Below are 13,919 nucleotides of genomic sequence, written 5' to 3'. Positions count from 1 at the left end.
AAATGCAACCAACATTTATCTGTCATACATGCAAAAAAAGAATTGTGAGAAAGAAAGATCTTATTACCGCCACATGGTACTTCCGCTTTTATTTATTTCACAGTGATTGTTTTAAACGACAGCAAGTGTTCCTCTCACGATTTATCCCAGTGAATACACTTTTCAATTTCTTTCTTATTATGTATGGACTTATTTTTGGCAGCATTCTTATGATTACAGAACCATCTATTATTTGGCTGATTTTCTTATTTCCCATTTTTTATCGGTTTCTTTCTTATTATTATGTGGAACGTTTTTTCTCTACATAACGTGCAGACTGACCTCTCGGAATACTTAAACATTCCCACTCATTTTCTTTTAACATCTTCCCAATGTAAATAATCTGACCAATATGCAATGCATAATGGGAAATTTGCCTTTCAATTGCTTGCATGACAGTATGTGCTTCACCGCGAATGTATACCGTCTTCAATAAGTGTTCCGTTGTTAAAGTATTCATCGTATTAAAAACATATTTCCATCCTTCTTGCCAAGCTATAAGGGCTTCTTCTTTTGAATGATAGCATCCCTCAAATTCACCATCTCGATTACGATCTGTTTTTTCACCATCAGACGTTAAAAAATCCGTCCATCTAGAACGCATATTACCGTGCAGATGCTTAATAATAATCGCTATACTATTTGTTTCTTCATGAGAAGACCATTGTATTTGTTCATATGATAATTGAGAAAGTGCCCGTTCCCCTTGTTTCTTTGTTGCTTCAAAGTTCGAAATCGCACATTGCAAATATTCTCGTCCGATATCCATATTAGCCCCTACCTTCACCCTAGCTAATTTTTGTTCCATTTGGCAATTCCATATTAGGCTGAAGTAACACGACATCATCAGCTTCAGGAACACCACCAAGCACAAGCACTTCTGATTTGAATCCAGCTACACGCTTCGGTGGAAAGTTTACAACCCCAACGATTTGTTGACCGACTAAATCTTCTGGACTGTACCTTTTCGTAATTTGGGCACTTGACTGCTTTATCCCGATTTCTCCAAAATCTATTGCTAGTTTAATCGCTGGTACTCTCGCTTCTTTAAATTCCTCTGCATGTATTACAGTTCCAATTCTCAAATCCAAATTTAAAAAATCTTCAAAATTAGCCATTTATCATTCCCCCCAATTATTACTTAGACAAAATTCAAAAATCCCCTTCAAAAAAAGAAAGGTGCCTAAGCACCTTTCTTTTGTAATTCACTTGATTCATTTGATTTATAGAAGAAGAAACCGAGAATCCCGCCAATACATGATGGAATTAACCATCCGATTCCTTCGTTATATAACGGTAACATTTGTAGTACATTAGAAATCGCGTCAATTTTAATTTTCGCACTTTCTAAACCGTTAAAGAAACTAATTAACAATGCACCTAAAATAGCTCCAATATAAATTGTATTACGCTTCCCAATCCACTTATGGAAATACGAAAGTACGATTAATACAATTGCAACTGGATAAATGATCATTAACACAGGTAATGTTACTGCGATTAATTGTGTTAAACCTAGGTTAGATACAATTAAACTAAATACACATACCATTGTTACAATCGTTTTATGCGAAAGTTTTGGGAATAAGTTTGTAAAGAAACCCGCACACGCCGATGTTAACCCAACAGAAGTTGTTAAACAAGCGAGTATAATAACAAGTCCTAATAAAACTTTACCACTCGTCCCATATAGCTCATTTACAACATTCGTTAAAATAAGACCACCGTTTTCTGAGACACCAAGTGATGTACTTGTTGAACCAAGATAAGCAAGTGATAAATAGATTAACGTTAAACCAAGTACAGCAATAATACCTGATACGACTGTTATTTTTGCAATTTGGCTACTCTCTTTTATCCCTTTAGAGCGAATAACTTGTACAACGACAATTCCAAATACGAGAGCACTAATTGCATCCATCGTTAAATACCCTTGAATAAATCCACCAAAGAAAGCATTCTCTTGGTAAGCAGCTAACGGCGCAGCCGGCTCTCCAATTGGATCAATAATTGCCTTTCCGACAATAACAGCAACAATTAATACTAATAATGGAGTAAGAAACTTCCCAAACCAATCCACTAATTTAGATGGATTTAATGATAAATACCACGTTATTCCGAAGAAAACTATCGTGAAAAGAAATAGCATGTACCACTCTGAAACCATTGCCTCTGATAAAAACGGCTTCATACCCATTTCAAACGAAACAGCTCCAGTACGAGGAATCGCGAAAAATGGTCCAATTGCTAAATAACTAATCAATGGGAAAATAAACGCAAATATAGGGTGGACTCTAGAAGATAGCGCTTTCAAGTCCCCCTCTACAAACGCGACAGCTGTTACAGCTAGTAGGGGTAATCCGACTCCCGTTACAAGGAATCCTATTGTAGCAATCCAAACATTCTCTCCTGCTTGTTGACCTAAAACTGGCGGGAAAATTAAATTTCCTGCTCCTAAAAATAATGCAAATAGCATCAAACCAATTGCTACCGTATCACCTGGCCTTAAACGTCCCTTCATGCTCTTCATTTGCATAGCATTTTTTCATTGTTTATCTCTATATTTTACAATATGCTATGCATCCTCCTCTCTGCTCAAGATGATAAAATATGCCCCTTACAAAGCAGTGTCTTTCTCCATAATTTCTCCATTCCCCTTATTTTTACTCTAATCATTAATACAATTGTTATTTTTGAATTTTGAGTTTTTTGAATTTTTAAATCATTAGAGTGTTATTACGTGGAGTATAGTTGTCAGACCTCTTTGTTTTTATCACACATATAGTAACATATTTAGTTGCAAAATAAAAACATATTTTCAAATTGATTTTTTTGAAAATCGAAATTATCTACATTTTTTATTCTCTTACACAAATATTGTTATAATCTCACCTATTATCTTGTCGTTATTTTAAAATAACTTTACACACGTAACATAACAAAAGCCATCCAAGATAATTAGATGGCTTTTGTATGTTACTCTATCGTTTCAACTTCACGTGGATTTTTCATCTCTTCCACATATACAACTCTAAATCCGTGATCTTCTAAATCTTTCAATAATGTCTCTAATTCACCGTCGTTAAACTCTTCTCCTAATGTAAACATAATTCTACGAACTAATAAGGCATCATTATCAAAAGTCATCAAACTTTGAATACCAGTGTATTTCTTTAAAACTGTCGATAACTTTTGGATTGCTCCATTATAGTCTTGCGTTCCAATCATGACAGAGTATTTACTAGAGTGAACGCCCCATGCATCCTCTAATAACTCAAAAACTTTTTTATGCGTTAAAATTCCAAGGAAAACCCCTTTTTCGTCAACTACTGATAAATAAGGCAATTTTTTTATTGTAAAAAATACTTTAAAGAAAGAAGAATCTTCTCTCACAAATCCCTCTTTATCGTTTAATAATTGCATTACACTCTCGTCAAGTGATCCTTTATATTCTAAAATATCTACTTTATATATATTCCCTAAAAATTTCTCTTTTTTTTCATCTAAAACTGGTACACAACGATACCCCGTTTTATTTAAATGCTCTAACGCTTCCCCTATCGTAATCGAACTTGAGCACAGTAAAACTTCCCTTTTTGGCACGTAATTCCCTTTAATCCTCATAAAAAGCCTCCTTATGTTAAAATACTTTCTGTGCCATAACTATATTATATTTTCAGAAAAAAATAAATAATTTATTTTATTTTTCTGAAAATTATTCATTTTCTTGTCATAATTTATTCATGAATCCTTCACTTGCACTTTCTTCCGCATCCAAAACCCTCCCTCTGAATTCTGAATCACTTCAATGTATCATTGTACGGACCTAATTGTTTTTTAGAAAAGTAATAATTTGTCTCCTTACTTTTCATTAACATATTTCCTTTTATAATTAAAAAATAGGTAGCTATTAGAAAGTAGATCACCCCAAATAACCAATCCAAATTTGTAGCCAGATTGTGTAAAAGAATATACCTCATATATACATAACCAATTGGAACATGTAGTAATACAACCGCACCTAATCCCGGATTATATATTGTTTTAGCTTTTATATTCGCAAAAATACCATGCCATATGAATTGAAAAAATCCCATTAAAATAGGTGCCAACCCAAGCCATATTATATTTTGAAAAAAAACCGGGAGTAAATAAAAAACATACGCAATCAAAATATTTATTACCATAGCAGATTGCGTATTTAATGGATAGCGGTCTGGTATATCACTTTTAAATATAACTACATTAAACAGACCAGCAAAATAACCTGGCCAACGATACTCTTCAAATTGATGCACTAAAATGGCCACAAAACTTAACCCTAACAGTACTTTTATTTCACTCATTTCTCCCAAATTCGCGACTAAAGAAACAACGACAATAATAGCGACAACTAACCCTATATCACACCAATGCTTTCTAAAGAAACTAGCCACCTCTATCACCCACTATCTCAATTTTTATAAAAATAGCGTTCAAATAGGAAATCAATCTGTTTTTCTACAGATGGTACTTTTATATCTGCCCCTGATTCGAGAATTGGCATCATTAATGTGGGAAGAAAAATGGATCCAAATATTTGCACCGTCATCATCATTAAAATTTCCCGATCCGTTTCATTTGTTATCTCGCTCAAAATATTCTTCACTTTACTGAAACCTAGCCTCTTCAAAAAATCCCCATATTCGTATTGAGATGTAAATACCGTAGTTCCCATTGCAATAATCTTCCTAACTAACTCCGGATATTGCCGAATTACTAGTACATAATCCAATAAAAATATTTTTAATCTTTCTTTTGCTGGCACTGTAATATTATCTAAAATAGAATAAGTGCCTTGAAAGCTAATTAATAAAACTCTAATCGTCTCACTAATTAACTTTTCTTTTGAACCAAAATGGTAATTTACTAGCGATATATTTATATCTAACAATTTTGCGATTTTCTTTATCGTTACCTTTTCAAAACCTTCTTTTTTAATTAATTCCAATGTTGTATTTAAAATCTTTTCTTTCGTTGATACGTTTTCATTCCCTCCCAATCTATCTCCCCCTCTAGAATGTATCAGTTAAACAACGATTTAAACATCGTTTAATTTTATGGTATCACTTTCCAATTTTAAAAATCTATTTAATCCTTTCGACATTTCCCTACATTCTCTTCATTCCACACAAAAAATAGATTTCTAAATACAATTTAAAATTATCCATATGCCCATACATGAAGAAAAATATATTGTAACTTGCTCCAAAAACGGCTAAAATAAGAATAAGAATTTTCTGAATATTCCAAGAGTAGGTGGTTTATATGTCCTTATTACGCTCACATATATGTAAATTTATAATTGGTGTTATTGTTATTTTTGCCATAAGTCCTATTCCAGCTCTTTTTATTACACACAATTACTCTTATCAAAATGGATTTATTAGCATTTTTCAAAACTTCGCACAGCTTTCTTCTATATCAATTCCTAAGGTTGATTGGATGCATGAATCTATCTTTTTCTCAGCAAATCAAATGATACATACTTCTAATCATTCAACACCATTATTCCCTTACATATGGGCAATATATTTTATATCGATTGTTCGTTTTACTTTTACCCTTGCGATCGGATTTTTCATAAGTTTGGGTATCGGCCATTTATTTTTCAAAGTACCTAACTCGTTTAAAAAGTTTACTACTGTATTGAATTGGATACCTTACTCTTTTTGCACTGTAGTATTACAATGTTCAGTCTTATTACTACTTCTATACGTCGCACAATTTATAAACCTTCCTTACTACTCATCTTTTATCATCGTATGTAGTACTTCCATGATTATCGTTATGCAAGCAGTAAAAAAATGGATTCCTTTCTTGAAAAACACAAATGAATATGAAATAAAACATGATTCTTTTCTTGTGGATACATTGTTTTTGGCGCTTACTTCGAACCATAAATCAATTTTAGGTTCTATCATTCTTTCATTCATTTTTATGGAATGCGTTTTTCATGCAAGTGGACTGTTACAATTTATCGTTCAATTTGGCGGAAATTCACCCATAATTGTTACAATCGGCTTATTACTACTCTATATCCCATATAGCATACTTTCTTTCCTTCAAACACTATGGACCACAAACTACTCCAAGCAACAGTCATACACTTTAACGAGAAGTGTTCCAAAACCTTAATTGAAATAACCCTCTATAATCTAAAAGTAGGGGGTTATTCCTTTTGTATAGCGGACAAAATAACAGCAAATTCAAAAACTATTACAGAAACATACCAATATTTGCCCTTTTCCTTTGACTATTCTTTTCATTTGGATTTATTATAAAAGTATAACATAATTGCAGGAGGTGACATCTTTATTCCAGACCTTGGAATGGAGAACACGCTTGGACATATTAAATATTTTTCTCATCTTTGTACTTATTCTTATTTCTGGATTTTTCGTTGCATCAGAATTCGCTGTTGTAAAAGTACGAAAAAGTCGAATTGACCAACTTGCAAATGAAGGTAATAAACAAGCTTTAGCTGCAAGAAGCGTCCTATCTAATTTAGATGTTTATTTATCAGCTTGTCAGCTCGGAATTACAATCACTTCTTTAGGGCTTGGTTGGCTTGGTGAACCGACTGTGGAACATATACTACGACCGCTCTTTGAAAAAATTAATATTACTGGAACAATGGCTAACACTTTATCTTTTGTTATTGCTTTTAGTGTTATTACATTTTTCCACGTTGTATTAGGTGAATTAGTTCCAAAGTCTTTCGCAATTCAAAAAGCAGAAGCAATCACACTCAAATTTGCAAGACCGCTTATTTTATTTGATAAAATTATGTATCCATTCATTTGGCTACTCAATAGTACAGCTATATTTTTCACAAAACTACTCGGATTAGAACCTGCGAAGGAAAGTGAACTTGCTCATTCTGAAGAGGAATTGCGACTCATTTTAGGTGAAAGTTTTAAAAGCGGTGAAATAAACCAAACCGAATATAAATATGTAAATAACATTTTTGAATTTGATGATCGAGTTGCGAAAGAAATTATGGTTCCTCGTACCGAAATGATTTGCTTGTCTACTGAAAATACGTTAGAAGAAAATATGGATATCGTCGCTACTGAAAAATATACACGCTATCCAATCATTGAAAAAGATAAAGATGATATCATTGGGATGATCAATACGAAAGAAGTATTCCATGATCAAACGAAAGGTATTTATAAACCACTTGAATCTTATATACATCCTGTTCTAACTGTATTTGAAACAGTTCCAATTCGTAAAACGTTAGTCCACCTTCAAAAAAATCGCGTTCAGATGGCAATCGTTATGGATGAATATGGTGGTACTGCCGGACTTTTAACGATGGAAGATATTCTTGAAGAAATCATTGGAGAAATTCAAGATGAATTCGATGCTGATGAATCACCTATGATTGAAAAGCGTACACCTAAGCTTACTGTTTTAGATGGAAAGGTGCTTATTTCTGAAGTAAATGATATGTTTGGCCTACATATTGATGATAGTGATTTAGATACAATCGGAGGATGGCTTCTCTCTCAAGCAGTTGACTTAAATATTGAAGCTGGCTATTCCATTGAATATGCTGGTTTTCAATTTAAAGTATTAGAACTTGATGGACATCAAGTCAAAAAAGTTGCTGTACATAAACTAGATATTAAAAAGGAGCTATAAAGTGACTGTTTTATTAACAATTTGTATCATTGCCTGTTTCGTTGTTTCATTTCTCGCCTTTATTTATCCAATTATCCCTGGCATACTAGCTGTCTGGGCTGGATATTTGATTTACCATTTCGGTATAAATGGAGGCGAATTAACAACTTCTTTTTGGATTATTCAAGTCATTTTCACTCTTTTCATTTTCGTTGCTGATTTTATTGCAAATGGATATTTCTTAAAAAAATACGGTAGTTCTAAATGGGGTGAACGTGTCGGAATGATTTCTATCATTGTCGGCTCGTTCTTCTTCCCACCATTCGGACTTATTATCATACCGTTTTTATCAGTATTTATAACAGAACTAGTGCATAAAAAAGCGCCAAAAGATGCCTTTCTAGTTGGAGTCGCTACTGTAGTTGGTTTTTTAAGCAGTACAGTAGCGAAAGCAATTCTCCAAATCATTATGATTGTCATCTTCTTGTGTTATATCATATTTTAACCATCCCGACTTCGGGATGGTTTTTTAATATGCAATACCTACTCGACTATTTTCATATATGTTTTTCTTACATAGATCCCATGCAAAGTGTGCTGTATCACCCACTGTAATTTTCGATCCACCTTCTGGCAATATATCTTTTTCAGTTCGATATACCTCTGTCGCCTCACCGTCTATTAAATGTGTCGGACAAACAACTGTCCAACATAAATTATTACTATTACTTAGTACCTTATATGCAGCCAAATGATCTTCTGCTGCTGTTGTCGTTTTCCTTTTTGATTCCGTTGATTGAAAACGATATAAATTTAGATCCGTTCTTGCTTGTAAAATACCAGCCGTTCCTATTGTTATGATCTTATGAACCCCTTCTTCTTCCATTTGCTTAATAATTTGCGGCATACTCTTCGCTAATGTTCCATTTTGATCCGTTCCAAGTGCACTAATTACTATATCGCTTCCTTCTATCGCTTTTTTTATATCATTTTCGTTCAATACATTACCTTCTATCACTCGTAACCTTTCATGTTGTATTTCTATTCTATTAAAATCACGCGCTAATGCAGTCACTTCAGCTGAATCCTTTAATGCTAAATTAATTATGTTTGAACCTACTCGTCCTGTTGCTCCCAATATACATACTTTCATTTGTTTTCCCCCTCTTTCATTCTCTTTCTATTTTTCAATAATATCAATCAATTTACAACAAAAAAGCTTCCTCATATATGAGAGGAAGCTTTATTATTACTTTATTTTTTCTCTTTAGAATCAGTAGACTTCTCGGTTCCGCTTGTTTCTTTATCCTTTTTATCCTCTTGTTGTGTTGTTGTGTCGTCTTCTTTCTTCTTGTCTTCACCTTTACTACAACCTACCATTAATAAAGAACTTGCAAGTGCCATAGCAGTTAATGATTTAACCCATTTGTTCATTTGCGTTTCCTCCCTGTGATAGAATATGTACAACCTCATATTACTCTCTATTTTTAAAGGAGAGATTGAAAAACAGTAAATATACGGTAAATTTTTGTAAATCTTCTGATAACAAAAACTAATTTAAATTTACATATTTCATTTCCAATCGATACACAATAAAACTAATTTTTTTCTCTAAATGGACATAAAAAAACTAAGGCGCATACCATTCCGCCTTAGTTTCTCATGCAAACTTTTCATTTTCATATAGATGTGTAATCTTATATTCCTTCTTCATAACATATTGCCACACACTATAAGCGTAACGGTTCATTTTCAGGAAACAATTTTCCAAAAATGAGCGGAACTCCGGATTAGCAACTTCCACTGCAACTTGAGCAAACTTTAGAGCTAATCGTTTTAAGTGCGCAATATAACATGTTGCAATATGAATATCCCCTGTATATTTACTAACTGTTTCCTTTTCCATTTCATGCAAACCAAACTCCGTTGTTTCACAGGTTATATGTTGCACATTCTCTCCTTCTTGAAAATTTACTTGTTCATTATATGCTTGTAACATATATGGTAAATGGTGCTGTAATAGATTTTTTAATTCTTCGTCTCTGACCTTTCCAGCATACTCTCCAACCTTGTATATTAGCATATAACTATATCTCATTAACTCTTTCATACAATCCATGAAAGTGCCTCCCTTCTCTAGGGTCTATATGTTATAAATATGATGCTAAAACATTTGCTATTCTTGCTAAAAACCAATCCCATCTACTAATTTTCTCAAAATCTTCTTCAGAAAATCGTTTTGATTTATGAAAGTCTACCTTTAATCGACTCCATACTTCATCAACAACTGTTTTATCATATATGATACAGTTAGACTCACAATTTAAATAAAAACTTCTATTATCAAAATTCGCTGTCCCAATATCAACAATTTCTCCATCAATGATTGTTACTTTCCCATGAAAAAATCCATTTCGATATTGATAAATCTCCGCTCCAGCATGTAACATATCTTTCAAATATGGATAGGCAGCTTGTTTTAACAATATGGCATCACTTTTAAATGGCACGAGAATTTTCACATTAACACCACGATTTAATGCAGCTTTTAACTCTTTCACCATTTCTTTACTTGGTACAAAATATGGTGTAGCGATAATTAAAGACTTTTTAGCCTTTTTTAAAAGTGCCCCATACTTTTCCCATAAGCCTTTTCCATTTGAAAATAAATATTGATATTTTACATTCCCTAATGTCGGTATACTTTCATGTATAGGCATTTTTTCTCCTGTATCTTCTTTCCAATCTTCGGCGAACTTTCTTTCCATATCCGCTGCACCCTCACCATGGATGCGCACGTGATAATCACGCCATGGCCCAAACTTCGGATCTTGTCCAAGGTACTCCTTTCCGATATTAAAACCACCGATGTATGACACCTTTCCATCTATCGTAACAATACGTCTATGATTTCGTTGATGCAAAGAATAGAAAACATTTTTCAGTTTCGGTTTTTTACTAAATGTAAACTTCACACCGTTTTCCTTTAATCGGCTAATTACCTTTTTCTTCAGCTTATATCCACCTATCCGATCGACTGACAATTTCACTTCTACTCCACTAGATGCTTTTTTCTCTAATAACTGTAAAAACTCTTCGCTTATTTCATCTTTTCCTACAATATAAAAATGGATATATATATACTTTTCTGCTTCGTTTATATCCTCAAATAATTTTCTATATAACTCTTCACCGTTCGTATATAGTTGAAATTCACCTAATCGAACTTGTCCTAATTCATATTCACTAGCCATTTCCTTCCCCATTTCCACATCGATGTTCATCCAAATGAATACACCTATTAAACAAAGGATTATAGCGAAAAAGTGCTTCATGGATAAATTCCTTTCTCCACTTACTGTTATTTCTATATCTTCCCTTTTTTATTACATTATCATTCAAGAAAATATGTCATTGCATGATATATGTCCATATCAAACAATAGCTCATTTGCATATTGTAAGTTGTATCTTAAAATAAAAGGAGGAAATAACAATGGGCTTCGCACATGGTAATGGATTTGCGCTATTAGTCGTATTATTTATCCTCTTAATCATCGTCGGTGCTGCTTGCTTCTGCTAAGTAGCTACTGTCATATGATATGTGGATGAAAAAACTATAAAAGCGGACACCTATTTTTAGGTGTCCGCTTTTCATTTTAAAACCATTTCCGCCTGCTATTGTAACTTAAATGGCTAAACATTTATCTCAAAAGGTTAACAATGTGGCTACTTTCTTACTCTCTGCCTTACGTATATGACGCTGCTCTGCACGTAACACTGCAATACGATGTAATTCTTTCTCTTCTTCTGTTTCAGGGATAACACGCGGTACTGGAACTGGATTATTTCCCTTACTAAGTGCAACAAAAGTAACGAATGACGTTGCCGCTATACGCTTCTCACCTGAAATTAAATCTTCAGCCACTACCTTCACAAACACTTCCATCGAAGTTCTTCCCGTCCAAATTACGAAAGATTCATAACTAACACAATCTGAAGAACGAACAGGATGTAAGAAATCAACCCAGTCCATAGATGCTGTGACACATTCCTTTCTCGAATGTCTGGATGCTGAAATAGAAGCAACCATATCCATCTCCGCTAATATCTTCCCACCAAATAGCGTGTTATGATCATTTAAATCTGTTGGGAATACCCGGCTCGTTTTGAACACCCTTGACTCATTGGCTGTTTTCCCCTTTACTTCTGTCATTGTTATCACCCCTTTAATGATCTATCCCTAATATTTCAATAATCCCTATACTAAATGAACTACACGTTTAATATTAGCAACATTCAGAACTTTTAGTCCACAAAAAAGAACCGATTTTATCAATCGGCTCCTCTAAATACATATTGTTCTTTCGGCTGTTCAACTTTATTCCATTTTGTTACTTCTAATACAGGAATATTCGCATGAAACGGCTGATAAAACTCAGTAGTTATCTCTCCTTCTACTTGAATCCAGTCATCATTATTCCACTCTACGCCTTCTGGTTTTTTCACTAACATACCATATACACCAGAATCCGCTACACAGTGTATAATACCGAAACGGAATAAGAAATATTGTTCTTTTTTAGAAGAATCATCTCTAAAAACAAACCCTTTAAAAGATAATTTTTTCCCAGTAAACTCGCCAGGATAATTATAAATTGTTTCCATACCCTTTAGGAAGTCTTCATCTTTCAAATTAATATTGTCTTTCGTAACAAACTCTTTCTTCCCTTTTTCCATTACACCGCGGTATCCTTCTTTCCCGTAATAAATGCTCGTATCAGGTCTTAGAAATTGTCTTGTCATAAATGGATCCTTACTTTCTGCTTGTGCAACAGGAAAGTGAAATCCTTTCGCTTTAACAATATCCGAATCTAACGTCGCAATTGGGAAAAATAACCCTGAGATAATTGGAAAACAAAACAAGGAGTACGAAAATGCTTTTTTCCACCATGTATTCTCATCTTTTGAATGATCATGCCCGCAATGGCTATGGTCACAACTGCAATCATTTTTCTCTTTTTCCTTTTGGTGCTCTTTTTGGAAAACGACGATAATTTGTATAATCGTTAAGAAACCTAAAATAATTGCTGCTGTTGTTGATAAATAGGCATACTTCATATTGATATACTTCGTAATGTTACCGGAAATATGAAGCTGCGCAATTAATATTGTAAAACCTAATAATATATATGCTCGAAACATAACCTACCACCCCATCGCATAAATGAGTAGTGAGCTTGCATAAACAACAAGAGTAACTGTAACTATAACAACAATTACAAATTTAGTTTTAAATGTCGCAAGCATCATAAACATATTTTTAATATCCACCATCGGTCCGTAAACGAGGAACGCGACAAGTGAAGCTGTTGAAAACGTACTTTGGAACGAAGAAGCGATAAATGCATCTGCCTCTGAACAAAGTGATAATATATAAGCAAGCCCCATCATAACAGCTGATGAAGAAAACGGACCTTGTCCAATAGCAAGAAGTGTTGAAGTTTGTACAAACGTTTGTACCGCTGCTGCAATTAACGCACCTAGCACTAAATATTTTCCCATTGAGAAGAATTCCTCAACAGCGTGTGTACATACATCCCACATTTTTTTACGCAGTGGACGCTTATTATTCACTTCTGGGAAGTGATCATCTCTTAATTGATGTTCTTTAAACATAAAGGATAATATAATTCCAACGATAATGGCTACGATAATCGCTACAATAGAACGATACCATACCATGTGCATACTACTCCCAAAGGCAACGTATGTTGCAAATAAAACAACTGGATTAATAATTGGACCAGTTAACATAAATGCAATCCCTGCATATGGTGGAACGCCTTTTCCGATTAATCGTCTTACAATCGGAACAATTCCACATTCACAACCTGGAAACAACATGCCTAAAAAAGTAGCTAATAAAACAGACAGAAATCGGTTCTTCGGCATCCATTTAGCCACCATATCTTCTGTCACGAACATTTGAATGAATCCTGAAATAAATACACCAATTAGCACAAACGGAAGTGCTTCGATCAATATGGAGATAAAAATTGTATTCATTTGCAGGAATGCTTTCGGTAATTGAAACAATTCCATGATGTATTTCCTCCAACTTTTCATTAACAATATGTAATTTTAACCCCATTTCATTAATTGGACAAGGTTTATATGGCATACATACCCTTTATATACATTACATTG

The 13,919-nt window shown here is 33.7% G+C and carries 18 protein-coding genes; 5 read left to right on the top strand and 13 right to left on the bottom strand.

From position 1 onward, the window contains the following. Positions 1–2 precede the first annotated feature (2 nt). On the top strand, positions 3–308 hold the full coding sequence (locus tag N2V79_RS10215; RefSeq protein WP_071730037.1) for a permease: 306 nt from the start codon (positions 3–5) through the stop codon (positions 306–308). Here N2V79_RS10215 and N2V79_RS10210 read toward each other — a convergent pair. From N2V79_RS10210 to N2V79_RS10185, 6 genes are all read right to left on the bottom strand, one after another. Next, complete coding sequence (locus N2V79_RS10210; protein WP_142238938.1) at positions 281–847, bottom strand: DUF1572 domain-containing protein; 567 nt, start codon at positions 845–847, stop codon at positions 281–283. The two genes, N2V79_RS10215 and N2V79_RS10210, sit on opposite strands and share 28 nt — an antisense overlap. Next, positions 828–1,157 carry a chaperone CsaA gene (gene csaA / locus N2V79_RS10205; RefSeq protein ID WP_075719638.1) on the bottom strand — a complete coding sequence of 110 codons (330 nt, stop codon included), beginning with the start codon at positions 1,155–1,157 and terminating at the stop codon, positions 828–830. The genes N2V79_RS10210 and csaA overlap by 20 nt, the downstream gene beginning before the upstream one ends. 65 nt (positions 1,158–1,222) lie before the next feature. Continuing rightward, the gene (gene brnQ4 / locus N2V79_RS10200; protein WP_396530541.1) at positions 1,223–2,560 is read right to left on the bottom strand and encodes a branched-chain amino acid transport system II carrier protein BrnQ4; all 1,338 of its coding nucleotides are present in this window, start codon (positions 2,558–2,560) and stop codon (positions 1,223–1,225) included. Between the two features lie 455 nt (positions 2,561–3,015). After that, on the bottom strand, positions 3,016–3,663 hold the full coding sequence (gene cbpA / locus N2V79_RS10195; protein WP_001220528.1) for a cyclic di-AMP binding protein CbpA: 648 nt from the start codon (positions 3,661–3,663) through the stop codon (positions 3,016–3,018). 176 nt (positions 3,664–3,839) lie between these two features. After that, the gene (locus N2V79_RS10190) at positions 3,840–4,484 is read right to left on the bottom strand and encodes an HXXEE domain-containing protein (protein ID WP_003270331.1); all 645 of its coding nucleotides are present in this window, start codon (positions 4,482–4,484) and stop codon (positions 3,840–3,842) included. A gap of 8 nt (positions 4,485–4,492) precedes the next feature. Beyond that, positions 4,493–5,080, bottom strand: coding sequence for a TetR/AcrR family transcriptional regulator (locus tag N2V79_RS10185; protein WP_340719824.1), 588 nt, complete (start codon positions 5,078–5,080; stop codon positions 4,493–4,495). A gap of 266 nt (positions 5,081–5,346) precedes the next feature. Here N2V79_RS10185 and N2V79_RS10180 point away from each other — a divergent pair, with 266 nt between their 5' ends. The 3 genes from N2V79_RS10180 to N2V79_RS10170 all read left to right on the top strand — a co-directional run bounded on the left by N2V79_RS10180 (position 5,347) and on the right by N2V79_RS10170 (position 8,215). After that, positions 5,347–6,216: a hypothetical protein gene (locus N2V79_RS10180; RefSeq protein ID WP_340719823.1), complete on the top strand. Its 870-nt coding sequence runs from the start codon at positions 5,347–5,349 to the stop codon at positions 6,214–6,216. Between the two features lie 207 nt (positions 6,217–6,423). Next, on the top strand, positions 6,424–7,731 hold the full coding sequence (locus N2V79_RS10175; protein WP_000353738.1) for a hemolysin family protein: 1,308 nt from the start codon (positions 6,424–6,426) through the stop codon (positions 7,729–7,731). A 1-nt stretch (position 7,732) separates the two neighbouring features. Beyond that, the gene (locus N2V79_RS10170) at positions 7,733–8,215 is read left to right on the top strand and encodes a DUF456 domain-containing protein (protein ID WP_340719822.1); all 483 of its coding nucleotides are present in this window, start codon (positions 7,733–7,735) and stop codon (positions 8,213–8,215) included. 24 nt (positions 8,216–8,239) lie between these two features. On the opposite strand, the gene N2V79_RS10165 is transcribed toward N2V79_RS10170, so the two are convergent. The 4 genes from N2V79_RS10165 to cls form a co-directional block, all read right to left on the bottom strand. Then, positions 8,240–8,863: an NAD(P)-dependent oxidoreductase gene (locus N2V79_RS10165; protein ID WP_053564686.1), complete on the bottom strand. Its 624-nt coding sequence runs from the start codon at positions 8,861–8,863 to the stop codon at positions 8,240–8,242. Positions 8,864–8,964: 101 nt separating this feature from the next. Next, positions 8,965–9,144, bottom strand: a complete 180-nt coding sequence (locus tag N2V79_RS10160; protein WP_001045960.1) for a hypothetical protein — start codon at positions 9,142–9,144, stop codon at positions 8,965–8,967. A gap of 226 nt (positions 9,145–9,370) precedes the next feature. Further along, positions 9,371–9,829, bottom strand: coding sequence for a spore coat protein (locus tag N2V79_RS10155; RefSeq protein WP_000340543.1), 459 nt, complete (start codon positions 9,827–9,829; stop codon positions 9,371–9,373). Positions 9,830–9,860: 31 nt separating this feature from the next. Further along, complete coding sequence (gene cls / locus N2V79_RS10150; RefSeq protein ID WP_340719821.1) at positions 9,861–11,045, bottom strand: cardiolipin synthase; 1,185 nt, start codon at positions 11,043–11,045, stop codon at positions 9,861–9,863. A 160-nt stretch (positions 11,046–11,205) separates the two neighbouring features. On the opposite strand from cls, the gene N2V79_RS10145 reads away from it, so the two are divergent. Further along, on the top strand, positions 11,206–11,292 hold the full coding sequence (locus N2V79_RS10145; protein ID WP_000505094.1) for a YjcZ family sporulation protein: 87 nt from the start codon (positions 11,206–11,208) through the stop codon (positions 11,290–11,292). Between the two features lie 126 nt (positions 11,293–11,418). On the opposite strand, the gene N2V79_RS10140 is transcribed toward N2V79_RS10145, so the two are convergent. From N2V79_RS10140 to N2V79_RS10130, 3 genes are all read right to left on the bottom strand, one after another. Continuing rightward, positions 11,419–11,925 carry an acyl-CoA thioesterase gene (locus tag N2V79_RS10140; RefSeq protein WP_053564687.1) on the bottom strand — a complete coding sequence of 169 codons (507 nt, stop codon included), beginning with the start codon at positions 11,923–11,925 and terminating at the stop codon, positions 11,419–11,421. Between the two features lie 119 nt (positions 11,926–12,044). Next, positions 12,045–12,914: a TIGR03943 family putative permease subunit gene (locus tag N2V79_RS10135; RefSeq protein WP_000488043.1), complete on the bottom strand. Its 870-nt coding sequence runs from the start codon at positions 12,912–12,914 to the stop codon at positions 12,045–12,047. Positions 12,915–12,917: 3 nt separating this feature from the next. After that, entirely contained in the window at positions 12,918–13,814 is an 897-nt protein-coding gene (locus N2V79_RS10130) for a permease (protein ID WP_000418716.1), read from the bottom strand. Positions 13,815–13,919: the final 105 nt, after the last annotated feature.

It is taken from the genome of Bacillus sp. CH_70, from assembly GCF_038007045.1.
GTDB lineage: Bacteria > Bacillota > Bacilli > Bacillales > Bacillaceae_G > Bacillus_A > Bacillus_A cereus.
The sequence above is the reverse complement of the archived record's forward strand: the minus strand, read 5'-3'. Positions and strand labels throughout refer to the sequence as shown.